A 24,225-nucleotide genomic window follows, 5' to 3' on the forward strand; every position below is an offset into this window, starting at 1 on the left:
GCCGCCGAGAACGAAACGGAGTCGGTCACCCCGCCTTTCGCGCGGCGAACCTCGCCGCCAGCGGTCCAAACGTAAGGCCCTGAGCGAGCACCGAGAAAATGACCACCGCGAAGGTCGTCGACAGGATCAAGGTCCGGGCCTCGCCCTGAGGCAGGGTAAGGGCCAGCGCCAAGGACAAGGCCCCATGGAGGCCACCCCAGCCCAGGAGCAGACTGGCGCCGCGTTGCTGTTCACGGCGCCGGAAGAAGGCGCCCCAGGGCGCGACGACGATCAACCGCGCGACGACCACCAGCAGGATGGCCGCCCCCCACAGCCCCACCATCTTGGACTCGAACGGCACCACCACCAGCTCCAGGCCCAGCAGCAGGAAGAGCAAGGCGTTGAGGATCTCGTCGATCAGGGTCCAAAAGCCATGGACGTGGCGCTGTGTCATGTCGCTCATCGCCGTGCGCATGCCCAGATTGCCGACCATCAGGCCCGCGACGACCACCGCGATCGGGCCGCTCACATGCAGCGCGTCGGCCAGGGCGTAGACGCCGACCGCCAGCGCAATAGAGAGCCCGACCTCGACGGCGTAGTCGTCAATGGCTCTCATCCCGGCGATGACCACAAGGGACGCGGACAAGCCCAGCGTCAGCCCCCCAACCGCCTCGATGGCGACCTGGCCGATCGCATGCCCGGGATGAAGCTCTCCGCCCCCACTGGCGATGGCGACCGCGGCGGTGAACACCACAATGCCGATCCCGTCGTTGAACAAGGCTTCGCCCTGGAGAACCGCTTCGAGGGTCTTCGACAGACTGCCCTGTCGCACCGCCGCCAGGACGGCGATCGGATCGGTCGGGCTGATCAGCGCGCCGAAAACGAACGCCCAAGGCGGCGTCAGCGGCAGGTCCAGAAGATTCGCGGTCAGCCAGAGGCCGCCGCCAACGATCAGGGTCGAGGCCAGCACGCCAACCGTGGCGAGACTGCCAATGGCGAGCAGCCGCTTGCGAAGCTCGGCCAAACTGACCTGCATCGCGCCCGCAAACAGCAGAAAGGCCAGCATGTAGCCCAACACGGTCTTGGGAAAATCCATCGCCGCGATGACGCTGACAAGCTGTCCCGCGGCGTTGGGCCCGGGAATCCAGGCCCGCGCGGCGAGCAGCAGGCCTGCGCCAGCCAGACCGGCCAGGACCATCGCCGTAGCGGTCGGCAGGCGGAAGAACCGGACATTCAACCAGCCGACCAGGCCCACCAAGGCCAGGAAGATCGCGGCGAGATCGAAGGCGGTCATGGAAGCCTCGTGAATCTAGGGTCTTTGGAAGAGGGTCGCGATCTGAGCCTCAGGTCTCATCCCGCTTCCAGTCTCGCTTCATCCTCCGAGGCCACGGCCTGGGTTTGAGCCGCTTCGGGGACGTCGGACTTGGACGCGCGCAAGATCAGCAGGCCGAGCAGAGCCGAAACCAGAGACCCGGCGAGCACGCCGATTTTCGTCTCGTCGATCAGATGGGCTTGCCGAAAAGCCAGGTTGCCAATGAACAGGCTCATGGTGAAGCCAATGCCGCAAAGCACCGAAACGCCGTAGAGCTGACCGGTCGAAGCGTATTTGGGCATGTCGGCCCAGCCCAGCCGCACGATCGCCCAGGCGGTGAGAAACACCCCCAATTGCTTGCCGAAGAAAAGCCCGAGGGCCACGCCGAGCGGAACCGGGTCCATCAGATTGGCCAGGCTGACGCCCGTGAAGGACAGGCCAGCATTGGCGAAGCCAAACAGCGGGACAATCACGAACGCCACTGGCTTGTGGAGGGCGTGCTCGAGCCGATGCAACGGCGAGGTCACGTCGTCGGGACAGGCGGGGCTCTTGCGCAGCGGGATGACCATGGCCAGGGCCACTCCGGCCAGGGTGGCGTGCACGCCCGACTCAAGAACGAAGAACCACAGAAGAAGCCCCCCCAGCAGATAGGGCCAAAGCGCCGTCACGCCTCGCCGATTGAGAAGCACCAGACCCAGCAGGATAGCCGCCGACACGGCCAAGGCGCCCAGGTGAAGCTGGGCGGTGTAGAAGATGGCGATGATCACGATGGCCGCCAGATCGTCCATGATGGCGATGGCGGTCAGGAAGATCTTCAGCGAGGTGGGCACGCGATCGCCCAGCAGGGCCAAAACGCCCAGCGCGAAGGCGATGTCGGTCGCCGAGGGGATGGCCCATCCCGCGCGCGTGTCGGGATTGGCGGCGTTGAAGGCCAGATAGATCAGGGCCGGCGCGGCGACCCCGCCCAGGGCGGCGAGACCCGGCAGGACGATGCGCGACGGCCGCGAAAGCTGTCCGTCAAGGACCTCGCGTTTGATCTCCAGTCCGACCAGCAGGAAGAAGACGGCCATCAGTCCGTCGTTAATCCAATGCATCACGCTTTCGTCGAGCGAGACCGGGCCCAACGAAAAGCCCAGGTGATGGCCGAGCACCGAAAAATAGGCGCCCGCCAAGGGCGTGTTGGCGACGACAAGCGCCAAGGCGGCGGCGGCCATCAGTACATAGCCGCCCGAAGCTTCGTGCTGAAGAAAGGCGCGCAGCGCCGACATGGGACGAACGCGGCCCCGCTGGGAATGGGTCATGGCGCTAGGCCCTCCAAATCAGAAATGACGGCGCCGCGCCTCCGCCCCGAGGGCGGCGGCCAAGGGCCAGCAAGGCCTTGGGGATCGGTCGTGCAAACGTCAGGGCTTCTGCCACGGCGGCCTCCAGAATGGATCGAGCTGTCGTGGCGTCAGGTTATCGACGGACGCCGGACCGTATTCGCCCGAAGGCGCGGCCTGGCCGCGAACGCGACCTGATGTCTGGTCGGAAACTTGTCGCAAGCCCCGCCCAGGTCAAGCAAAACCGGCGCCTGGGCGCCGGTTTTGGCGCGGCGCGGCGCCGCCGCGCTAGCCTGACGCCTCCGTGGGGCCGACGCGAAACACGATTGCATCGTGTAGCGATATTTTTTAGCGCCATTGCGTGGCCTCAAGCATTGTCTTGCCGCGGGGTCGCCCAGCGACCGCTCGCGCCCCCATCCGCGCCTCGATTCCAACCGAGACATCCCATGACCGACGCCCCGAAAATCTCGTCCCAAGGCCACGCCTGGTTCGCACGAACCGTCGGTGTCCTCCTGGTGTTGATCGGCGCGATCCTGGCGGCGGGAGGCCTTTGGCTCGCGCTGGTGCGGGGATCGCCTTACTACCTCCTGGCGGGTTTGGGCCTGATCGCCTCGGGCGCGCTGATGGTCCGTCGGCGCGTCCTGGGCGCCTGGGTCTATGTGGGCGTCTTCGCCGCGACCTGGCCGTGGGCCCTATGGAAATCGGGCCTCAACGGCTGGGCGCTGATTCCGAGACTGTTTGGGCCCTTCATTCTACTGCTGCTGGTGGCCGCCTGCGTCCCCGACCTGACGCGGGACCGCGCGCCTCGGCGGGCAAGCCTCGGCCTGGCCCTTGGCGCCAGCGCGCTGATGGGTGTGCTGGTCATCGCCGTGCTCCTGGCCGGCCGCCCCCCCGCCCCGGGCGCGCCGACGCTCGGTCCAGCGCCCTTGACGGCGGCGGCGGCCGGCGCCGACTGGCCCGCCTATGGCGGGACCTATGGCGCCCAGCGCTACTCGACCTTGGCGCAGATCACCCCGGCTAACGCAGGCCGGCTTGAGCGGGCCTGGCTGGTCCACACGGGCGACTTGCCGGCCACGGCGGAGGCCCGCGCACGGTACGGCGCGGAGACCACGCCCCTGAAAGTCGGCGCCAGCCTCTATCTCTGTACGCCCAAGAACGTTCTGATGGCGCTCGACGCGGCCACCGGGAAGACACGCTGGCGCTTCGACCCCAAGGTGGCCGACATCCACATCCCCTATACCGCCGCGTGCCGCGGGGTGGCCTACTACGCCGTTCCCACCGCTCATTACGGCGACGTCTGCGCCACTCGGATCATCGAAGGCACGCTGGATGCGCGGCTGATCGCGGTAGACGCGGCCACGGGACGCCCATGCCCGGACTTCGGGTTCGGCGGTCAGGTCGATACGACCCAAGGGATCGGCCAGAACGTACCCGGCATGTTCTCCATCACCTCGGCGCCCACCATCGTGCGCGGCGTGGTGGTCACGGGCCATCAGGTGCTCGATGGCCAAAAGCGCGACGCCCCCTCCGGCGTGATCCAGGGCTATGACGCCGTCACCGGCAAGCTGGTCTGGGCCTGGGACATGGCGCGGCCCGATCGGACGGGCGCGCCGCCGCCAGGCGAGACCTACACGCGCGGCACCCCAAACATGTGGACGACGGCGACGGCCGACGAGGCGCTAGGCTTGGTCTACCTGCCGCTGGGCAACGCGGCGGTGGACTATTGGAGCGGTCTGCGCACCTCGCGCGAAAAGGCCAATTCCACCTCGCTGGTGGCCCTGGACGCGATGACGGGGCGGAAAGTCTGGTCCTTCCAAGCGGTCCATAACGACGTCTGGGACTATGATCTCGGATCGCAGGCCACTCTGGTGGATTTCCCGACGCGCCAGGGCCCGGTTCCCGCCCTGATCCTCCCCAGCAAGCAAGGCGACATCTATGTCCTGAACAGGCGTACGGGCGCGCCCCTGACCGGAGTGGAGGAGCGGCGCGTGCCCACGGGCGGCGTCGAGCCCCAAGAACGTTCGGCCACCCAGCCGTTCTCGCTCTATCACACCCTTCGTAAACCCGATCTCACTGAACGGTCGATGTGGGGCATGTCGCCGATCGACCAGATGATCTGCCGGATTCAATATCGGTTGGCGACCTACAAGGGCTTCTATACGCCGCCAGAAACGAAAAGCCGCTATGTCGAGTATCCCGGCTACAACGGCGGTTCCGACTGGGGCGGCGTCGCCGTCGACCCGGTACGCGGCCTGATCGTCGCCAACTACAACGACATGCCCAACTACAACCGCCTGATCCCGCGCAGGCAAGCCGATCGCGAAGGCTGGGCGCCGCGCGGCCAGGAACGCGGCGGCAGCCTGAAGAAGAGCGCCGAGGGCGCCGGCGATCCGCAGGCCGGCACGCCCTACGCCATCGACGTCAACGCCGGTTGGCGCCTGCCGGTCACGGGCCTTTTGTGCAAGCAGCCGCCCTATGGCGGGTTGCGGGCCATCGACCTGCTCAGCGGCAAGACGCTTTGGGACCGCCCCCTGGGGACGGCGCGCACCAACGGTCCGTTCGGGATCCCATCCCGCCTGCCGATGACCATCGGCACGCCCAATAACGGCGGAGCGGTCGTCACGGCGGGCGGGGTGGTCTTCATCGCCGCGACCACCGACAACCTCATTCGGGCGATCGACCTGAAGAGCGGCCGCACCCTTTGGCAGGACGTCCTGCCGGCCGGCGGCCAGGCCACGCCGATGACCTACGCGGTCGATGGCAAGCAGTACGTGGTGATCATGGCGGGCGGGCATCACTTCATGGAGACGCCGATCGGCGACGCCCTCGTCGCCTACGCCCTGCCCGGTCCGGCGCCCTCGAGCGCGAAGGGCGCCAACCGATGAACCGTAGAGCAGGCTACAGGAGCCTTCGCGCCAAGTGCATAAGGCTCGATGCCGCGCCGTCTCCAGCGGGCGGGGCCTGACCGCCTTGCGAACTGGCCCGCGCGACGCGGCGCCGCGGCCGCGTCCAGGCGCGCGCCAGGGCATGGTAGAGCGGAGTCGGCGCCACCGCTTCGGAGCAACGTCGGGCGATGAGGGTGCAAAGCAAAAGCGGCCCGACCAGGCCCGGATCGCGGGTCATCTCCATCAGGATCACCGCGCTGGTCAGCGGCGCCTGGACGACGCCGGCCAGATAGCCGGCCATGCCCAGGGTGACGGCTTCGCGACCGCCGGCCCACGGCGCCAGGTGGGCGAACAGAGCCCCTATCCCCGCCCCCGTGGCCAGAGAGGGCGCGAAGATCCCGCCTGGCGCGCCGCTGGCCGCCGCCGAAAGCGTCGCCAGCCATTTGCCGGCCGCCAGATCCCAGCCCGAGGCGAAGCGGCCAAACAACAGCGACTTGGCCTCCGTATAACCCGCGCCGTAGGTGACCCCGCCGCTCAGGACCGCCGCGGCGGCCGCCACCACGCCACAGATGGCGGCGAAGCGCACGGGTCGGGCGTCCTTCCACCGTTTTACGGGATTGTCGCCAACCAGGATGGCGGCCATCAACCGCGAGAAGAGGCCTCCGACCAGCCCCGAAACCACGCCGATCAGCGCCGCGCTGAACCAGGCCTTCCACCCGGCCGCCCCCGACATATCACCGAAATAGGCGTAGTTGCCGCCGAGCGCGTAGGCCGCCACCCCCGCCGACACCACAGCCAGGATGACCACCGTGTTGGCGCGCTTGTCGAAACCGCGGGCCAGTTCCTCGACGGCGAAGACGATTCCCGCGATGGGCGTGTTGAACGCGGCCGAGACGCCCGCCGCGCCGCCGGCGATCAGCAGGGTGCGCCGTCCAGGCCCTCCCCGCAGCCAGCTGGTCAGAAACACCATCACCGCGGCGACCACCTGGACGGTGGGACCTTCGCGTCCGATCGAGCCGCCGCAGACCAGCAGCAAGGCCGCCAGCGCGACCTTGACCAAGGCGGTGCGCATGGACACGCGGTCATCATGGATCTTCTCGCCGTCGAGACCCCGTCCCCGGCCGATTTCGCCGGCGGCGATCACCTGAGGAATGCCGCTGCCAGCGGCGGCGGGGGCCAGGCGATGCATCAGCCAGACGCAAAGCGGCAGACCCACGATCAGGAGCGCGGGACCAAGCCAAGGCCAGGCCGCGACGAGATGAGCATGAGCGGACATGGCCGCATCGCAGAGCTTGGCGAATCCGACGGCCGCGGCGCCGGCCACGACGGCCGCGGCCACAACCGCGCCGGTTCTCAGCGAGCGACGGGCGCGCAGGCTCACGAGCTTGCGCTGACGATCGAGCCTTTCAAGCGGCGAGGATTTTGACACGGACGTTTCGCTGCCTGGCGCGAGGAAAGAGCGTTGGCGACGATTGCATCGCCTTACGATGTTTACGCCCTCAGGGCGCCGGGCGTCGGGGTCAAGTCACCAGGTCTATGAGGGACGACGAGGTCTTGATGAGGATCGCCACGCATCTCTTCCCACTCCCCTCGCCGCGGTCTGTGGCCCTCTTGGCGAGATGCGCAACCCGTCCGGCCTATGAGCCGCTCAGATCCATTCCCAAGGTGGGTCCGATCCCGTCGGGGTGATCACCGAACGGATTGGCGTGGGCGCGCCGCCGCGCCAGCTCGTCCAGGCGCTCGCGCAAGCTGGGGTCGAGCCCCGCCGCGGCGTCCACCGGCATCGCTCCATCGTGATCGGCCCCCGGTGCGCCGGCTAGTACGCGAAACAGCGCCTGGTCGAATCGTTTGCCCGCCTCGGTGTCGCCCGAGGGCGGCGCTTCCAGGAAGCCCACGACGATTTCGAGCGCATCCTCCCAATCGAGATGGGTCATGCTACCTCCACTCCAATCCTGTCCCGCAGCGCCCCTATCCGGTCAGGCGCAGCGACATCGCCGCCAGGCAACCCAAGGCGGCCAAGGCCACGAGAATCACCTCGATCGGAACTCCACCGTTCCGCCTTCGCCTCATGAGCCCCCCTTGGCGACGCTGGCGGCCGCCGCTCCAGATGCAGACTAACATAATATCGTATCACGATACTTTTCGACTGTCGCCGTGCTCGTGTTCGCCATCGGCCCCTTCCAGGTCGAGCGCGGCGACATAGGTGTCCCGCCAGGCCGCCACGTCGTCGCGCGACACCCCGTCCATCAGTCGCCGCCAACGCGCGATCCGCTCGGCGCGCGGCATGGCCAGGGCCTGGCCGAGCGCCTCCGAGGTTTCCTCACGGCTGAACGGATTGATGATCAGGGCGTCCTCCATCTGCTCGGCCGCCCCAGCGTAGCGTGAAAGCACCAGGACGCCGGGATCATCAGGGTCTTGGGCGGCGACGTATTCCTTGGCCACCAGGTTCATGCCGTCGCGCAGGGGCGTGACCAGGCCGACGTGGGCGGCGCGATAAATGCCCGCCAGCTCGTCACGGCGATGGGCGCGGTTGACGTAGCGGATCGGGACCCAGTCGACCGTGGCGTAGGCGCCGTTGATGCGCCCCGACACGCCGTCGAGGCGGGCGCGGATTTCCTGGTAGGCCTCCACCGCGTCCCGGCTGGGCGTGGCGATCTGCAGCAGGAACACCCTCTCGGCCCAATCAGGATGGTCCGCCAGCAACTGCTCATAGGCCAGGAAACGCTCCTCCAGACCCTTGGAGTAGTCGAGCCGGTCGACGCCCAGGATCATCTTGCGCCCCGCCTGGCTCAGCCGCACCCGATCGAACGCCGCCCGCGCCGTCTCGCCACGCGCCAGGTCCGCGAAGGCCTCGCCCTCGATGCCGATCGGAAAGGCCCCGATCCGGGTGGAGCGGCCCTCGGCCGCGATGACGCCGCCCACGATCGTCAGGTCCAGATCGCGTTCGACATAGTCGCTGAACGCCTCCAGGGCGTCGCGGGTCTGAAAGCCGACCAGGTCGTAGGCCAGCAGCGATTCCACCAGTTCGCGGTGCTGGGGCAAGGTGGTCAGCAGCCGCCGGCTCGGCCAGGGGATGTGCAGGAAGAAGCCGATCCGATTGGCCACGCCCAGACGACGCAGTTCCTGGGCCAGGGGGATCAGGTGGTAGTCATGGATCCACACCCGGTCGCCGGGCCCGATCAGCGGCGCCAGCGTCTCGGCGAACCGGCGATTGACCCGCTGATAGCCCTCGCCGAACGAGCGCTCATAGGCGGCCAGATCGGTGCGCGAATGAAAGATCGGCCAAAGCGTGCGGTTGGCGTAACCGTCGTAATATTCCTCGCGGTCCTGCTCTTCCAGATCGACCAGCGCCACGGTGACCCCGCCGACCTTCTGCATCGAGATCTGGCCGGTGAAGGTCTCGACGGTCTCGCCGCTCCAGCCGAACCAGACACCGGAATATTCCCGCAGCGCCGCCGCCAGGGCCATCGCCAGGCCGCCAGCCGTGCCAACCCCTTCATCGCTGGGCGGATTGACCCGGTTGGAGACCACGATGAGCCGGCTGATGCGACGCCTCCGGGAATGGCCGCCTCCAGCCAGTCGAGGACGGCGGGAACGTCTGGCAGACGATGGCGCGCCAGGGTCTGCCGGCTGGTGGGCCCGACCAGCACGCCGTAACCGCCCGCGGCCTCGGCGGCCATGAAGCCGTCCTCATCGGTGAGGTCATCGCCCACGAAGATCGGCCGCGCGCCCTGGAACGGCCATTCGGCCAGGAAGGCCTGGACCGCCTGCCCCTTGTCCGCGCCAGCCGTTCGCAGTTCAGCGACCATATCGCCTTCTTGCAGGATCAGGCCGGTGGCCGCTTCCAAGCGCCGCGCGGCCTCGCGCACCGCCTCGCAAGCGCTTGGACAGGCGCGGTAGTGCAGCGCCACGCTCAAGCCTTTCTCTTCGACCTGCAGAAGCGGTTGGGCCCGGGCCAAGGCCCTGAACACGGCCGTCGCGTCGGCCAGATCGGCGTCTGGGAGCGCGGCGACTTCGTCGCCCAGCACCGTACGTCTTTGCAGACCATGGACGCCGGCGACAGCCGCGACGGCGTCCTCGGTGATCGCCGAGACCTCGGCGACGGTTCGCCCGCTGACGATGGCGAGGCGCCGCTGCAGGCGCTCGGCCAGGCGGCGCAGGATGAGGGTCCGTCGCGGGTCGGGTCCGACATCCTGGGGGCGCTCGACGATCGGCGCCAGCACGCCGTCAAGATCGAGAAATAACGCGCATCCTGTCGGGTTTAGCGGCGGCGGCGGGGGCAGAAGGTCGGGAAAGGTTATGATCTGGGCCGTCATGGCGGACTCCATGGCAGGCGCCGGAATCGTCAAATTCGGACGCAAGGACGCCGACGCGCCGGTGGATCCCGGCGGCGGCTCAAGAGGCGGCGCGCGGCGAGCGCGCCGAGCGATCGAAAAGGCGCTAGGGCTTGGGCGACTGGCCGGCGGGGCGCGATGGCGCGCGGCGGCGGGCGAGCGGAAGGCGTGGTTCGCCCGGCGAGATCGATGATGGCATGACAGGCCCCTTGTGGATGCGAGCGCCGTGCGCGGCGCGGTGGTTCTCCAACGATGAAGGATCAGCCGCTCGAAGCGGCGATCCTGTCGCACGGTGCGACGAAAGCGTGACGAGCCCCGACGCACGCGCGGGGCCAGCCACAGCCTAACAGGCGGAACGACGGATGGGGGGACGGCTCACGGGATAGTGACGCTGGCTTTACCGCCTAGCCCGGGCGGCACGCGCTGATGCGGTCCGCGCGGCGGCCGCATTTCCAGCTCGTCCAGGCCAAGCCGCGCGCCAGCCCAAGCGCCCGCGGCCGCCATCAGAGCGGCCCCGATCAAGGCGATCATCAGGCCTCTGCCCCGAAACGCCGATCCGAACCAGACCCTAAAGGCTCGCATCGGCGCCCCCGCGACCGAACCGCGTTCAGGTATGCGATCAGTCATGGTTCATAAATATCGTGCCACGATGCGATGTCAAATCGAGCGCGCCATCCGCCCCTCCCGCGACTCGGCGGGCATGCTAGAAAGCGAGCAGCGATGCGAGTGTTTCGCGCGCCAGGACCTTGCCCGTGACTTCGCCCGCCCAGCCCTCTCCCGCCACCGTCGACACCCATGCCGAGGTCGGCGTGGACATCGACCGAGGCCAGCCCCTGACCCCGGATGACTATCAAGCCCTGGGGGAGTTTCGCAGGGCGATCCGGCAATTCCTGGCGTTCAGCGAGGAAGGGGCTCGGGCCCATGGCCTGACCAGTCAACAGCATCAGGCCTTGCTCGCCATCAAGGCCCATCGCGGCCCCGATCCGATCTCGATCGGCGACCTGGCCCAAAGCCTGCTGATCAAGAATCACAGCGCCGTCGAACTGGTGGCGCGCCTGATCGAACGGGACCTGGTGTCCCGCCGTGACGACGAGGCGGATCGACGCCGGGTGGTGCTGGCGCTGCGGCCACGCGGCGCGGACATCCTGGAAACCATTTCCCGCCGCAACCTTGGCCAGCTGCGCCAAGGCGCCGACATCCTGGCCGAAATAATCGAGGCGGCCCACCGCGCCGCGCCGCCAGCGCCCTAAAGGACGCCCAGCACGCCTATCGCGGCCAATCGGCCAGGACCGCTCCGTCCGCGTCCTCGAACGCGACACGGTCGAGCTCCACCGCATAGAGGCAGACGGGCCGATGTTCGGCCGACTCGCTCCAGCAATGGGCCGCCGCGCCATCGGCGAAGCCCGAAATCCGTCCTTCCAGGACCAGTTCGAACACCCTGCCCTGGGCCGTGCTCTCGGGGGGCAGCTTCAGGACATGCTCGTAGGCGCGTTGGCCCCGGCGCTCTGTCCGCGCGGCGTCCTGACCATGCAGCACCGCCAGGCCAAGGCTCGGTTGCTCGACCGGCGTGGGCGTGGCGGGCGGCGCGACCTCGCGCCGCTTGGGGCACTGGTCGCCCGTCAACCAGGGACGCGGGACCCAGAACCCCTCGACCGTCTCGGTGCCCGCCGGCGTGGGCGCGGCGCGAACCAGCGGCAGGTCCGTCCAGGTCGAGGGTCGGGCGACCAGGCGCAGGGACGAAGCCTTGGCGTCGACCTGGTAGTAGGCCTGGGCGGGGCCTGGATCGGCGACCGGACCGGCGCAACCGAACGCCAGACGCACGGAAAACCGCCGCCCGACGAGATCCGCGCCGCCGCTTGAAACACCCGAGGCATAGGCGTCCGCGGCCTTGGCCGCCGCCAGGATCAGATCAGCGCGCGACGCCACGGCGACCGGAGCAACCTTGGCTGGCGGCGCGGCGACCACCGGCGGCGGCGGCGCCTCCACAGCAGGCGGCGCGGGCGCCGGGCGCGTCAGCACCAGGACCAGAACCACGATCGCCGCCGCGCCGATGGCGAGCGGCGCGATCAGGGCGAACTTGCGGTCCGGGGACCTCTGTCTATTGTCGCTCATGGCTCGAGCCTAGCAGAAGACAAGGTCCAGATTGCAATCGCCTTCGCTCCGGTTCGCGCCTGACGCTCGTCCCGCCCGGTTCGCGCATCGGCCATGACGCCGGGTCAGATCATCGCCCTGGCGGTCTTGGCCGCGGTCGTGGCTGGCCTCATTCACGGCAAGCTACGGTCGGACGTCGTGGCCCTGGCGGGGGCCGCGGTGCTCCTGGGCACGCGGACGGTGCGCCCGGTCGAGGTCCAGGCCGCCTTCGCCAGTCCCGCTATCCTGGCCTTGGCGTCGTTGTTCGTCATCGCCTACGCCATGGAGCTGTCGGGCCTGCTGGGCCTGGTCATCCGGGGAGCGACTCGCCTGTGCTCCCGCCTGGGCGCGGCGGGCCTCTGGCTGGTGATCGTGCTGTGCGGCCTCGCCTCGGCGTTCTTGAACAACACGCCGATCGTGGTTCTGGGCGCGCCAGTGGTGCGCGACGTGGCCCGGTCGATCAGCCTGTCGCCCAAGCGGTTCCTGATCCCGCTGTCCTACGCCACGATCCTCGGCGGGGCCTGCACGCTCATCGGCACCTCGACCAATCTTCTGGTCAACGACATGGCGCGCAACGCCGGCCAGCCCACGTTCAGCCTGTTCGAGGTCACGCCCGTGGCCTTGATCATCGCCGCGGTCGGCGGTGTCTACATGGTGGTGTTCGGCCCTCGGCTGCTGTCGACCTCGCCCACCGAACAGGAAGCTCCCGTTCCGCTCGCGTCGATCAATCCTCCAACCGGGGAAGACCCCGCCCTCTATCCGGTCGACGCGCCGTTCGATCCCTTGCGGGCCGGCGCGGCCTTGGGCGTCTTCGTTCTGGTCGTCACGGTCGCGGCCCTGGGCCTGCTGCCGATCGCGGCGGCGGCGTTCGCGGGGGCCGTGCTGCTGGTGGTCACCGGCATGATCAGCGTCGACAACGCCTATAAGGGCTTGCGGCCCGAGATTCTCCTGCTCATCGCCGGCATGGTCGTGGTGGGCCTGTCGATGGAGGTCACGGGCCTCGCGGCGCTGGCCACCGACGCGCTGGTCGGCTGGCTGCGGCAACTGGGGCCGCTCTACGCCCTGGCCCTCATCTATGGCGCGACCTTGCTGCTGACGGAGATTTTGTCGAACGCGGCGGTGGCTGTGCTCTTGACGCCGATCGCCGTGGCCTTGGCCGAGAGCCTGGGGGTCAGCGCCCGCCCCTTCCTGGTGGCGGTGATGATGGCCGCCAGCGCCGCCTTCGCCACGCCGTTCGGCTACCAGACCAATGTCTTGGTCTATCAGATGGGCGGCTATCGCTATCTGGATTTCGTACGGATCGGCGCGCCGCTCAATCTGATCACCTGGGCCGTGGGCTTGGCGGTGATCCCGATGTTCTTTCCGTTCTGACCAATAAGGTTCCCCGCCAAAGCCTCACAAGATTGTCAGCCCATCGTGTTCCCACGCCCAATTAGATCGCTCTACGATCTTTCCGGAAGCAACCGGCTGGAGGGATCATGGACGATCACATCAACGAGACCATTCTTCTGATCTGTGATGACGAGGGCCGCGCCATAAGATTGATGGCCGCCCTCGATGAGGCGCGGGTCAACGTCATCGGCCCCTTCACCACCGCGGGGCTGGCCTTGGCGGTGACCGCCCACACACACCCCACCGTGGCGCTGCTGGCCAGCCAGACCACCGGCCAGCGCAGCGCCGAGCAACTGGCTCAGACCCTGCAGGACAATTGGGGCGTCCGTTCGATGATGCTGGACGAGACCGCCCACTCCGCCGTCGAAACGGTGGGATGGCGCGCGCCGGACGAGCAGGTGGCGCGCGTGCGCCAGGCGCTGTCCAAAGCGTTCGCGCCGGCTTGATCCCTCTACCCCAGACCTTCACCGAGGAGACCCGCACCCGATGACGGCCAGCGAACGCATCCTGGCGGCCTTGACCGGCCTGCTGTCCCATTTCGCCAAGCTCAGCGCCCTGGCCTGGGCGCTCAACCTGGCCCTGACCCTGGTCGTCGTCGGGCTGGCGATCGGGGCCGGAGGTTTGGCCAAGCGCATCGCCAGGGTCGGCGCCCACCGCCTCCCTGGCCCAGCCGACGCCGAGCTGACCGTGCGCGCCAACCGCCTGGCGCGGCTGGCGGGTTGGATCGTCCAGGCGTTGGCCAGCCTGGCCGCCGTCCTGGTCGTGGCCGACATCTGGGGCTTTAACCTGCTGACGTGGACCGCGACGCCGCTCGGCGCGCGGATGTTGGCCGGCGTGGTCCGGCTCGGCCTCTTGCTGGTCGCGACGGTGGCGGTGTTCGAACTGGTCAGCCTGGCGATCGGCCGGAGCATGGAGGGCTTCGCCGACCATTCCGCGGAACCGCGCCGCCGCGCCCAGTTGGCCACGCTCGCACCGCTGCTGAGGGGCGTGGCTCAAACCGCCATCGTCATCGTGGCGATCCTGATGGCCCTGAGCGAACTGGGCGTGAAGATCGGCCCCCTTCTCGCCGGAGCCGGGGTCGTCGGCGTCGCGCTTGGCTTTGGCGCCCAGACCCTGGTCAAGGACTTCTTGACCGGCATCTTCCTGATCGTGGAGGACATCGTTTCGGTCGGCGACATCATCCGCATCGGCGACAGCGGCGGGCTGGTCGAGCAGATGACTCTACGCACCATCCGCCTGCGGGACTTCGACGGCACGGTGCACGTGTTTCCCTACAGCGAGGCCCAGGTCCTGCATAACCTGACCAAGAGCTTCTCCTACTATGTGTTCGATCTGCAGGTGTCCTATGGATCCGACCTGGACGCCGCCCTAGCGATCATGAAGCGGGTCGGCGCTCGCCTGAAATCCGATCCCGACTTCGCCGACAAGATCCTCGAACCCATCGAGGTTGTCGGCGTCGACAGCCTCGCCGATAGCGGCGTGGTGCTGAAGGCGCGGATCAAGACCCAGCCGCTGCAGCAATGGAATGTCGGGCGCGAATATAATCGCCGCATCAAGCTGGCCTTCGACGAGGCCGGGTGGAGATTCCCTTCCCGCACCTGCAGGTGGTGCTGCCCGAACGTCAGGTCGCGGAGTTGGCGCGCGCGCCCGCCACGGCCAGTTGAACCTCTGGATGGCGGCCGGTCGCGCGGCTCAACTGGGGGCGCGCGGCCCTTCTCGATCAGGCGATATTGACGATCTTGACCATCGTGACGGCCATCAGCGTCAGGACCGCCAGCGAGGCCGTGACGACGAACACCACGCGCGGGCCGGCGGCGCGAAGATCGCGTAGATCCACGCCCAGGCCCAACGCCGCCATCGCCAGGATCGTCAGCCCAAGGCTGACCTCGTGGGCGCGAGCCGTCAGGCCCGAGGGCAGCAACCCGGCGGAGTTGAGGCCGGCCAAGGCCAGAAAGCCCAGGATGAACGGTGGCAGCAGGTGCGCGGGGCTCAACCCGGGCCTCGCCAAGTCGGTCCTCTGGTTTTCGCGGGCCATCACGATCGACAGGACCGTGACCACCGGGCCTAACATCAGAACCCGGACAAGCTTGACCAGGGTCCCCAACTGCACGGCGACCTGCCCCAACGGCGCCGCGGCGGCCAAGACCTGCGGAACCGCATAGACCGTCAGTCCGGCCAAGGCTCCGCCCGCCGCCGGAGAAAAGCCCAGGGCATGGGCCAGAATTGGCAAGGCGATGACCACGGCCACGCCAAGAACGGCGGTGAAGGCGATGGCCGTGGCGACATCTTCGTCCTCGGCTTCGATAACCGGGGCGACGGCGGCGATCGCCGAATTGCCGCAGATCGCGTTTCCGCACGCGACCAAGGTGGCCATTTTGAGCGGCAGCCCCATCGCGCGCCCGATCAGGAAGCTCGTCGCGATCGCCAGGACCACGGTGGCGACGATCGCGAGCACCAGAGGCGCGCCCACTGAAGAGAGGGTCTTGAAACTGACCGCCGCTCCCATCAGGACGACGGCCAGCTCCAGAAGGGTCTTGGCGGCGAAGTGAATGCCGGGCGCGGCGCGGCGCGAGGCCCCACAGCACGTGCGCACCACCGCGCCGATCAAGATCGCCAGGACCAGAGCCTCCAGCCAGGCTCGGCCGGACAAGCGAACCTCAATTTTCTCCAGCATGAGGGCGCCCGCGGCGACGAGGCCGCTGAGCAGGAGACCGGGAACAAGGGACTTGGCTTGGCGCGAGATGAGCATGGCCCAAACCTCGGCGCTTGGCGATCAAAACTCCAATCGATTGATTTTTGAAATAGCATAAGCAATGCTTATGATATGACCTTGGAGCAGCTTCGGATCTTCGTTACCGCCGGCGAGATGCTCAGCATGACCCGCGCCGCGGAACGGCTGCATCTGTCGCAACCAGCGGTCAGCGCGGCCATCGCCACACTTGAAGAACGTTACGCCGCGCGGCTTTTCGACCGGGTCGGCCGGCGCCTGGAGCTCACCGAGGCGGGCCGCCTGTTCCTGCCGCAGGCCTCCGCTGTGCTCGACCAGGCCGGGCGGGCACGCCAGTTGCTTGACGACCTGTCAGGCCTGGCGCGCGGTGAGGTGCGGATCGCCGCGAGCCAAACGGTGGCCAGTTTCTGGCTGCCGCCCCGTATGGCCAGGTTCGCGACCCAATCGCCCAACATTCAATTGAGCCTGACGGTCGGCAACTCCGCCCAGGCCGCCGCCATGGTCTTGCAGGGCCAGGCCGACCTAGCCTTCGTCGAAGGCGACATCGAAGAGGCCTTGCTCCGCGGCGAGGAGGTTGGCGGCGATCGGATCGGTCTCTTTGTCTCGCCGGACCATCCGTTGGTCGAGCGGCAGCCGACCCGAGAGGATCTCGAAGCCGCCATGTGGGTGATGCGCGACCAGGGCTCAGGAACCCGGGACCACCTGACCGCGGGACTGGCCCAGTCCGGCGTTCGGCCAGATCGCCTGCGAATCTGCCTGGAATTGCCGTCCAACGAGGCGGCTCTGGAAGCGGTCGAGCAAACCGAACTGGTGACGGCCGTCTCCGAGTTGGCGGCCGCGCATCGGCTACGTGCGGGCGCGATCGCGCAACTGCCTTGGCCGTTGCCCCCTCGGCGCTTCAAGAGACTGACGCATCGAGCGCGCTCGACCAGTCGGGCGGTGGCCGCGTTCATCGTCGCGCTGCAACCCCAGCCGGCGGCGCTGGAGGGGCCAGACGAGCTCAGGTCGACCTCCAATGACACCTGAGCTCACCGGAGCGCCGGCGCGATCACGCTCTCGACGCCGCCCGGCGCTCAGCCGCGCAGAGCATTCCAGGCGACATAGGCCGCGACCGCCAGCACCAGGCTGGCGAACAGCCTGCGCGCCGGCAGGGCGTGGGCCGCCAGCAGGGCCGCGCCACGCACGCCAACGGCGCCGCCCGCCAGGCCGCCCAGGATGAAAAGTCCCGCGACGGGCCAGTTGATCAGGCCCGAGGCGGCGTAGTTCAGCGAAGTGGCCGCGCCAAACAGCGACACCGACAGCAACGAAGAGGCCGTGGCGTTGGCCAAGGTCATGCCGGTCGCCGCCATCAGCCCTGGCACGATCAGAAATCCCCCGCCGATCCCGAAGAACCCGGCGGCCAGCCCTGTCAGCAGGCCCAGCGGCGTCAGCTTCAGCATCAGGCCAGGCGTTATATGGACCAGGGGATCGCCCTGAGACTTGGGGCGACGCATCATCGACAGCGCGATCGCCGCCATCGCCAAGGCGAACCCCAGCAGCAGCCGCTGACCATCGATCGCCTTGGCCAGGGTCGAGCCCAGGAACGAACCGATCAGGCCCGCGCCGGCGAACACGCTCGCGCAGGGCCATTTGACCCGCCCTCCCCGGCCATGACCCACCAGGTTGAGACCGGCGTTGACCGCCACCGCCGCGGCCGAGGTGCCGATGGCCACGTGCGGATCACGGATGCCGACGACATAAAGCAAGAGCGGCGTCGCCAGCACCGAGCCGCCGCCGCCGAACAGGCCCAGCAGCGCGCCGACGAGCGCGCCGCTCAGCAGTGCCGATACGATCATGAACAAGGACATGTGCGCCAACTCGACGAGACTTGTATATTCATATATTCGCATATAAATGGTTTGTCGATACCGGAGCCCGGAGGTCCTTAATGCCCCAACCGATTTCGCCGCCCGACACCGCCTTGGCCGAGGCGACCTCGATCATCGAACAGGCGCTGGGCGCGCACGCCTCGCGGCCGCAGGTGCGAGCCTTCTTCGACGAGGCGACCTTCACGGTCAGCTATGTCGTTCGTGATCCCGCCTCGTCGGCGTGCGCCATTATCGACAGCGTCTTGGACTATGATCCCGCGTCGGGCCGCACGGCGCACGACTCAGCCGACGCCGTGATCGCCTATGTCCGCGACCAAGGGCTGGAGGTCGCCTGGCAGTTGGAGACCCACGCCCACGCCGACCATCTGTCGGCCGCCCCTTTTTCTGCAGAACGCCTTGGGCGGCCGCCTGGCGATCGGGGAGAAGATCGTCCAAGTTCAGGAGACGTTCGGAGACCTGTTCAATGCGGGTCCGCGGTTCGCGCGCGATGGCCGCCAGTTCGACCACCTGTTCCACGACGGAGAGCGCTTTTCGATCGGAGCGCTGCAAGGCCTGGCCCTGCATGTGCCAGGCCATACGCCCGCCTGCATGGCCTATGTGATCGGCGACGCCGTGTTCGTGGGCGACACCCTCTTCATGCCCGACTACGGGACCGCCCGCTGCGACTTCCCCGGCGGGGACGCGGCGACACTGTTTTCGTCCATCCAACGCCTGCTGGCGCTCCCCGACGCGACGCGGGTCTTCCTGTGCCATGACTACAAGGCCCCGGGCCGCGAGGTCTTCGCCTGGGAAACCACGATCGGCGCCCAGCGCCATGACAATGTCCATGTCCACCAGGGCGTCGCCCAGGCCGAGTTCGTGGCCCTGCGTGAGGCCCGTGACCGAACCCTGGACATGCCCCGGCTGATCCTGCCCTCGGTGCAGGTCAACATGCGCGGCGGCCACTTTCCCGAGCCGGAAGACAATGGCGTGCGCTATCTGAAGATCCCTCTCAACGCCGTGTGACCCGCGCCATGCCCAAACTTCTCGCCCTGACCGCTGCGCTTCTCCTCACCGCGCCAATGGCCGTCCAGGCCGAGCCGACCCGCGTCATGGTTCGGGCCCAAGCGCTCGACGCCAAGTTCATCGGCGATCATATGGGCGGGGTGGCGATCACGCTGAAGGACACGCGAACCGGCGCGGTTCTGGCCAGGGGCCTGACCAGGGGCGGTACGGGCGACACCCAGCGGATCATGCGCGCGCCCAGGACGCGCGGGGACGGCGTGACCGATGCGGCGACCGCCGGCTTCGAGGCGGTGCTGGATCTGAAGGCCCCGACCCTGGTGCGGGCAGAGGCCGAGGGTCCCATGGGCAAGCCGGGATCCGCGATCCGGGTCGCCTCCAGCCTCTGGATCATTCCGGGTCACGATGTCCTGGGCGACGGTTGGATCCTCACCTTGCCCGGGCTTGTCGTCGAACCAAGCGCCAGCACCTCGGTCGACGGTGAGGTGACTCTGACGGCGAAGGTCGCCCTGATGTGCGGCTGTCCCATCGAAAGCGGCGGTCTCTGGGACGCGGCCAACTATACGGTCCAGGCCCGATTGACACGGAAGGGCCGTCTCGCCGCCGACATACCTCTGGCCTTCACCGGCCGCACCGGCGAGTACGCCGCGACCACGCCGAAGCTTGCGCCGGGGCGCTATGTTCTGCGCGTGGTCGCCATGGACGCCAAGACGGCCAACGCCGGTATGTTCGAGTGGAAGATCACGGTGGGCGCGCGCCCATGACAATCGAGGCCTGACGATCGACGCCTCGACCGTCGGGCTCGGCCGCGCCCAATTGCTTGGTCGCGCCGTTCCTTACCCGGCTTGATTGACGAGGTCTTCTCGCACCGTCTAGGCAGTACGCCACTGGAACTTGCGCTGGCTACGGGTCCTGGCTTGGGTCTCGCCGATCCATCGTTTTCGCGAGCCCGTTATGCCCCTGCCGCTGTCCTTGCCTGCCCCCTCCACGGCCCGTTGGCTGGCATGGCTACGTCGGCGCACGCGGTCGAGCGAACTGTGGCTGATCGCGGTGGCTGTCCTGATCGGCGTCGCGGCGGGGGCTCTGGCCGTGTTGCAAGCCAAGCTCGCCCACGGCCTGCAAGGACTGTTGTTCGGCATCAATCTGGGTGAGCGCCTGAGCGCCCAGAGCGCCATAGCGCCCTGGCGCGTGCTGTCGATTCCGTTGGGCGGCCTGCTGCTTGGCCTGCTGACCTGGGCCTGGATGACCTACCGGCCGCGCCCGGCGGTCGACCCGGTCGAGGCCAACGCGTTGCATGGCGGACGCCTGTCCCTCAAGGACAGCGCCTTCATCTGCGTCCAGACCCTGATTTCCAACGGCTTTGGCGCCTCGGTGGGGCTCGAGGCGGCCTATGCGCAGGCCGGGGCGGCGGTCGCGTCATTCGCCGGCCAGAAGCTCAACCTGCGGCGCGCCGACATGCGCACCCTTGTGGGCGCGGGGGCCGGCGCGGCCATCGCCGCGGCGTTCGGCGCGCCCCTCACCGGCGCCTTCTACGCCTTCGAGATCGTCATCGGAGCCTACACGGTCGCCAATCTGGCGCCGGTCGCAGCCGCCGCCTTGGCTGCGGCCCTGGTGGCGAGTCGCATGGGCGCCATCCCCTACCTGCTGAAAACCACCACGCCAGCGGTTCAATCCTGGCTCGACTATGGCCTCTACGCGCTTTTGGGCCTGGTCTGCGCGGCGGCGGGGATCGGCTTGATGCGCCTGGTGGCCCTGGCCGAACGTGGCGTGGTCCGCAGCGGTCTGCCGCGGGGATGGCGGCCCGCCGCGGGGGGCTTGGCGCTAGCGGGCCTGGCGATGATCACGCCCCAGATCCTGTCCTCCGGACACGGAGCGCTACATCTGGACCTGATCTCCGATCTTGGCCTCAAGACCCTGCTGATGCTCGTGGCCCTCAAGGCCCTGGCCTCGGTGCTGTCCTTGAGCTTTGGCTTTCGGGGCGGGCTCTTCTTCGCCTCGCTGTTTCTGGGCGCCCTGATCGGTCAGACGGTCTCGGCTCTATCGGTGGCGGCCCCCTGGCTGCCCGGACTTGATCCCACCGTCGCGGCCTTGGTCGGCATGGCGGCCTTGGCCGTGGCGGTGGTCGGAGGGCCTTTCACCATGTCATTTCTCGTCCTGGAGGCGACGGGCGATTTCACGGTGACGGCCGCCGCGCTCGTGGCCTCGCTGATCGCCAGCACCATCGTGCGCGAAACCTTCGGCTATTCCTTCTCGACCTGGCGACTGCACCTGCGCGGCGAAACCATCCGCAGCGCCCATGACGTCAGCTGGCTGCGCCCCCTGACGGCGGGGCGGATGATGCGCAAGGACGTCCAGACCACGGCGTCGACAACGACCTTGGCCGAGTTTCGCCGCCGCTTTCCCCTGGGCTCGACACGGCGGGTGGTTATGATCGACGAGGCCGAACACTATGCCGGAGTGATCGTCACGGCCCTGGCCTACGCCGATCCGGGCGGCGACGAGCGACCGGTCTCGGTGCTGGCGGTCAATCCCGACGCGGCCCTGACGCCGGACCAGTCGATCAAGGAAGTGATGCGGGCGTTCGACAGCACCGAGGCCGATGAGCTGGCCGTGGTCGACGCCGAACGGCGGGTGATCGGCCTGGTGTCGGAGGCCCACGCCACGCGGCGCTACGCCGAGGAGCTCGAAAAGGTTCGGCGAGACCTGACCGGCGAAGCCTAGTTGTCGTCACCGGCGCGCGCATTCGCCTCAGGCTGCCTCCCGCTGCTCATCGGATCTGTCGAGGACGAAGGCGGACATCATCTCGCTCATGCCGCGCGCCTCGCGCGCCAGGGTGTTGGCCGCGGCCGTCGCTTCCTCGACCATCGCCGCGTTCTGCTGGGTGACGCCGTCCAGTTCGCTGATCGCCTCGGTCACCTGGCCGAGGCTGGCCGACTGTTCGCGCGACGAGGCGGCGATCTCGCTGATGCGCTCGACCAATGCACCAACGCGCTCGACGATCTCCTCCAGAGCCTGGCCGGAAGCAGCCGACTTCTCGACGCCGTTCTGGACCTGGGCGTTGCTGTCCTGGATCAGCGCCTTGATCTCCTTTGCAGCCTCGGCCGAACGTTGAGCCAAGGCGCGGACTTCCTGGGCGACCACCGCGAAGCCCTTGCCGCTCTCGCCGGCCCGGGCCGCCTCGACCCCGGCGTTCAGAGCCAGCAGGTTGGTCTGGAAGGCGATCTCGTCGATGACCCCGACGATCGAGCCGATCTGGTTGGCCGAGCGCTCGATGCCCGACACCGCCGCCGAGGTCTCCTGAACGATGTCGCGCGCGCTGGTGGCCACGCCACGCATCTCGCCCAGATAGTCGCGCACCGCGCCCGCGGCGGCCGCGGCGGTCGTAACCGACTGGCTCACCTCGTGCAGCGCCGCGGCGGCTTCCTCCAGCGAGGCGGCCTGCAGCTCCGTGCGCCGCGACAGGTCGTCGGCCGCCGAGCGGATCTCCCCGGACGCCGAGCTGACCCCTCCGGAAACAGCGATCAGCCCGCTCATGGTCGCGCGGAGCGACTCGGCGGCGCTATTGAAGTCAGCCTGCAGCGGACGGAAGGCGTCAGGCACCTCCCCGTCGACCCGGCTGCTCAGGTCGCCCTGCGCGAGGCGCTTGAGCGCCCCGCCGAACGCGCTGTTGACCGCCGCCTCGATGGCGGCCTGGGCCTGACGACGGGCACGTTCCATGGCCTGGTCGGCCTCGACGCGTTCACGCTCGCGCTGGGCCTCGCCCTCTCGCCGGGCGCGCTCGTTGGCCTGGAACACGGTCAGGGCCGAGGCCATGGCCGCGAACTCGTCGCGCCGCGCCTTGCCGGGAATCTCGATCTCGATCTCGCCGTTCGCCATCTGGCGCATGGCGCCCGTCTGCTCGCCCAGGGGCTTGAGGATGCTGGCGCAGACCTGGTGGCAGACGAACAGGATCACCGCGCCCCCCGCCACCGTCAGCGCGACCGCCGCGACCAGGGCGTAGAGCGCGCGCCGGCCCGCCTCATGGGCCATCGCCTGCAGAGCCTCGTTTTCGGATTTCAGTATCTCGCCATAGCGGGCGATGCGCGCGGTGGCCGCGTCGAACCAGGCCGGTCCCGTTACCGGAGCCTTGGCGCCGTCGCGAACGGCCGCGAGGGCCTGATCGCGCATCGCGACGACCTTCAAGCCGACAGGGCTGGCTTCCACCGCCTTGACCGCGTCGCACAGCGGCGGGCGCTCGCGGCAGGCGTCTCCCAGCCAACCCTTCTGCTCGCCTTCGAGGGCGCGCATCTTGGACAAGACGCCGGGCGCGAAGCGGTCCCCGGCGAAGCCCGCGGCCCCGGCCGCCCGCTCCTGCCCGGCCGCCTCCTTGGCCCGCATCAGGGCCGAATAGGCGTTCGCCGCATCCGACGTCTCGCCGCCGAGATTGGCGACATCGATCTTCTCGGCCGAACCGATCAGGCCATCGATCGCGCGGCTATAGTCGCCGACGACCGCCGCGCGATCGCCGTCCGGCGCGTCGGCCTTGGCGCGCAGCGTCTTCAGGGCCTCGATGCGGGCCCAGGCCGCGTCCAGAGCCTCCCCCATCCGGCCGTCGCGCGCGCCGGTCCCGCGAATGTCGTCAAGCGCCGCAAGCGCCGCGTCGCTCGCCGCGCGCGCCTTGGAAACCTTGCCCACGAAAGCGGAACGATCGACGGCGCCCATCATGCCCGAGGTCACGCCCCGTTCGACCTGGAGCGCATCGACCGCCGCATTGATGGGGCCAGCCAAGGCGATCGACCGCACGGCCGCGCCCGCGGACAGGTACCGCTCGCCAAGACCGACACAGATTCCGGCGCTCAGAACCGATAGAACAAGAAGCGGCGCCATCACGGCCGCAAGCATCCGATGCTTGATCAACATCGCCCCGACTCCCTCCGGATCCCATTCGCGTCGGGGGTTAACCTTAAGGCTCAAATGCACCGCAACCGTTAAATCAAAGCGATAGCGACCGTTTGACGCACACGATAAAGTGGAGTCAATATTGAGCTACTTTCAGAACCCGAAAGTCTATCGATCGATCAATACATATGCTGCAGAAGAGAGAATGTTGCCATATAGATTACAGCGATAAAATTGAGATAATACCAGAATCTTCAAATAATCTGCCTTATAGAATTCCGATTTACCGTAAATTGGGGCGCGACATCATGCCCAAGGTGAAACACCACCCTCAATAGAGACAGTGAACGCGTCGGTTAGCACTGCGACACCTATCCCGCCTCTTAACAGCGCTTCAT

The 24,225-nt window shown here is 68.1% G+C and carries 17 protein-coding genes and 2 pseudogenes; 9 read left to right on the forward strand and 10 right to left on the reverse strand.

Features of this window, described 5'->3' with window-relative positions:
• Positions 1-25: 25 nt before the first annotated feature.
• On the reverse strand, positions 26-1,273 hold the full coding sequence (locus ACHMW8_RS21310) for a cation:proton antiporter (protein ID WP_395443710.1): 1,248 nt from the start codon (positions 1,271-1,273) through the stop codon (positions 26-28).
• 56 nt (positions 1,274-1,329) lie between these two features.
• Complete coding sequence (nhaA, locus tag ACHMW8_RS21315; RefSeq protein ID WP_395443711.1) at positions 1,330-2,592, reverse strand: Na+/H+ antiporter NhaA; 1,263 nt, start codon at positions 2,590-2,592, stop codon at positions 1,330-1,332.
• A gap of 464 nt (positions 2,593-3,056) precedes the next feature.
• Between nhaA and ACHMW8_RS21320 the strand changes: the two genes are divergently transcribed.
• A complete protein-coding gene (locus ACHMW8_RS21320) occupies positions 3,057-5,495 on the forward strand; it encodes a membrane-bound PQQ-dependent dehydrogenase, glucose/quinate/shikimate family (protein WP_395443712.1) in 2,439 nt (812 codons plus the stop codon).
• Between the two features lie 13 nt (positions 5,496-5,508).
• Here ACHMW8_RS21320 and ACHMW8_RS21325 read toward each other — a convergent pair whose 3' ends face one another.
• The 4 genes and pseudogenes from ACHMW8_RS21325 to otsB all read right to left on the reverse strand — a co-directional run.
• Entirely contained in the window at positions 5,509-6,876 is a 1,368-nt protein-coding gene (locus tag ACHMW8_RS21325; protein ID WP_395443713.1) for a chloride channel protein, read from the reverse strand.
• Positions 6,877-7,132: 256 nt separating this feature from the next.
• On the reverse strand, positions 7,133-7,429 hold the full coding sequence (locus tag ACHMW8_RS21330) for a hypothetical protein (RefSeq protein ID WP_395443714.1): 297 nt from the start codon (positions 7,427-7,429) through the stop codon (positions 7,133-7,135).
• A 196-nt stretch (positions 7,430-7,625) separates the two neighbouring features.
• Positions 7,626-9,041 (reverse strand): alpha,alpha-trehalose-phosphate synthase (UDP-forming), encoded by a 1,416-nt coding sequence (otsA, locus tag ACHMW8_RS21335; protein ID WP_395446021.1) that lies wholly within the window; start codon positions 9,039-9,041, stop codon positions 7,626-7,628.
• Positions 9,042-9,124: 83 nt separating this feature from the next.
• A pseudogene (gene otsB / locus ACHMW8_RS21340) lies at positions 9,125-9,823 on the reverse strand (trehalose-phosphatase); the annotation flags it as partial.
• 758 nt (positions 9,824-10,581) lie between these two features.
• Between otsB and ACHMW8_RS21345 the strand changes: the two are divergent.
• A complete protein-coding gene (locus ACHMW8_RS21345; protein ID WP_233586768.1) occupies positions 10,582-11,079 on the forward strand; it encodes a MarR family transcriptional regulator in 498 nt (165 codons plus the stop codon).
• A gap of 16 nt (positions 11,080-11,095) precedes the next feature.
• On the opposite strand, the gene ACHMW8_RS21350 is transcribed toward ACHMW8_RS21345, so the two are convergent.
• A complete protein-coding gene (locus tag ACHMW8_RS21350) occupies positions 11,096-11,941 on the reverse strand; it encodes a hypothetical protein (protein WP_125158256.1) in 846 nt (281 codons plus the stop codon).
• A 93-nt stretch (positions 11,942-12,034) separates the two neighbouring features.
• Here ACHMW8_RS21350 and ACHMW8_RS21355 point away from each other — a divergent pair, with 93 nt between their 5' ends.
• From ACHMW8_RS21355 to ACHMW8_RS21365, 3 genes are all read left to right on the forward strand, one after another.
• Positions 12,035-13,330: an SLC13 family permease gene (locus tag ACHMW8_RS21355; protein WP_395443715.1), complete on the forward strand. Its 1,296-nt coding sequence runs from the start codon at positions 12,035-12,037 to the stop codon at positions 13,328-13,330.
• A 107-nt stretch (positions 13,331-13,437) separates the two neighbouring features.
• Positions 13,438-13,797 carry a hypothetical protein gene (locus tag ACHMW8_RS21360; protein ID WP_395443716.1) on the forward strand — a complete coding sequence of 120 codons (360 nt, stop codon included), beginning with the start codon at positions 13,438-13,440 and terminating at the stop codon, positions 13,795-13,797.
• Between the two features lie 40 nt (positions 13,798-13,837).
• Entirely contained in the window at positions 13,838-15,085 is a 1,248-nt protein-coding gene (locus tag ACHMW8_RS21365) for a mechanosensitive ion channel family protein (RefSeq protein ID WP_395443717.1), read from the forward strand.
• Here the strand turns inward: ACHMW8_RS21365 and ACHMW8_RS21370 are convergent.
• The gene (locus tag ACHMW8_RS21370) at positions 15,072-16,100 is read right to left on the reverse strand and encodes a YeiH family protein (RefSeq protein WP_395443718.1); all 1,029 of its coding nucleotides are present in this window, start codon (positions 16,098-16,100) and stop codon (positions 15,072-15,074) included. The genes ACHMW8_RS21365 and ACHMW8_RS21370 overlap by 14 nt on opposite strands.
• A 75-nt stretch (positions 16,101-16,175) precedes the next feature.
• Here ACHMW8_RS21370 and ACHMW8_RS21375 point away from each other — a divergent pair, with 75 nt between their 5' ends.
• Complete coding sequence (locus tag ACHMW8_RS21375) at positions 16,176-17,105, forward strand: LysR family transcriptional regulator (RefSeq protein ID WP_395443719.1); 930 nt, start codon at positions 16,176-16,178, stop codon at positions 17,103-17,105.
• Between the two features lie 47 nt (positions 17,106-17,152).
• Here the strand turns inward: ACHMW8_RS21375 and ACHMW8_RS21380 are convergent, their stop codons facing one another.
• On the reverse strand, positions 17,153-17,926 hold the full coding sequence (locus tag ACHMW8_RS21380) for a sulfite exporter TauE/SafE family protein (protein WP_125158250.1): 774 nt from the start codon (positions 17,924-17,926) through the stop codon (positions 17,153-17,155).
• 80 nt (positions 17,927-18,006) lie between these two features.
• On the opposite strand from ACHMW8_RS21380, the pseudogene ACHMW8_RS21385 reads away from it, so the two are divergent.
• The 3 genes and pseudogenes from ACHMW8_RS21385 to ACHMW8_RS21395 all read left to right on the forward strand — a co-directional run bounded on the left by ACHMW8_RS21385 (position 18,007) and on the right by ACHMW8_RS21395 (position 21,670).
• Positions 18,007-18,952: pseudogene (locus ACHMW8_RS21385) on the forward strand (MBL fold metallo-hydrolase).
• A gap of 8 nt (positions 18,953-18,960) precedes the next feature.
• Positions 18,961-19,713, forward strand: a complete 753-nt coding sequence (locus ACHMW8_RS21390; RefSeq protein ID WP_395443720.1) for a hypothetical protein — start codon at positions 18,961-18,963, stop codon at positions 19,711-19,713.
• 190 nt (positions 19,714-19,903) lie between these two features.
• Positions 19,904-21,670, forward strand: coding sequence for a chloride channel protein (locus tag ACHMW8_RS21395; RefSeq protein ID WP_395443721.1), 1,767 nt, complete (start codon positions 19,904-19,906; stop codon positions 21,668-21,670).
• A gap of 27 nt (positions 21,671-21,697) precedes the next feature.
• Here the strand turns inward: ACHMW8_RS21395 and ACHMW8_RS21400 are convergent, their stop codons facing one another.
• Positions 21,698-23,848 (reverse strand): methyl-accepting chemotaxis protein, encoded by a 2,151-nt coding sequence (locus ACHMW8_RS21400; RefSeq protein ID WP_395443722.1) that lies wholly within the window; start codon positions 23,846-23,848, stop codon positions 21,698-21,700.
• Positions 23,849-24,225: the final 377 nt, after the last annotated feature.

The sequence above is a fragment of the Caulobacter sp. UC70_42 genome (assembly GCF_044056025.1).
Classification (GTDB): Bacteria; Pseudomonadota; Alphaproteobacteria; order Caulobacterales; family Caulobacteraceae; genus Caulobacter.